Here is a 504-nt window from a genome sequence, read left to right on the forward strand (position 1 = left end):
TAATAATTTTTGCTTGTTCAATATTTTCATAAAATTTTTGACAATGGTCTTTAACAAATTCAGCAGTTTTTTTAACTCCAATTGGAGTTCTTGTTTTTCTTATAATTGCTTTTACTCTTTTATTTTGTACTTTATGATTAATATTATCTGTATATGTTACTATTAATCTCATAGAGTATTTTGTACCTTTACGTTTAAAATCTCAAAATTTTCGATGTCCATCATCAATTGCTACAAAAATAGGTTGATTTTTTTCCAATTTTACTTTTACTGGATTTGCTTCATTTATTTTTAAATTTTTAAAAACTCTATGAACGCTACTAAGACTAATACCTGCCTGTTTACAAATCGCACAAATATCACGATATCTTTTTCCATCAGCAAAATTTTCAATAATAGTATCTTCGATATCTTCACCAATTCTTTTATATTTTGGAAGTTCCATTTTTTCATCAACTAAACAAACACGAACTAATTTTTGTAATTTTTCATCAAAATATTCAT

At 24.6% G+C, this 504-nt stretch carries 1 protein-coding gene; it reads right to left on the reverse strand.

The genetic code is table 4. The features are described 5' to 3' along the window. A partial coding sequence (locus M0D11_RS07580; RefSeq protein ID WP_252321186.1) for a hypothetical protein occupies positions 1–504 on the reverse strand: 504 nt, incomplete at both ends.

The sequence above is a fragment of the Spiroplasma endosymbiont of Lariophagus distinguendus genome (assembly GCF_023846195.1).
GTDB lineage: Bacteria > Bacillota_I > Bacilli_A > Mycoplasmatales > VBWQ01 > Spiroplasma_E.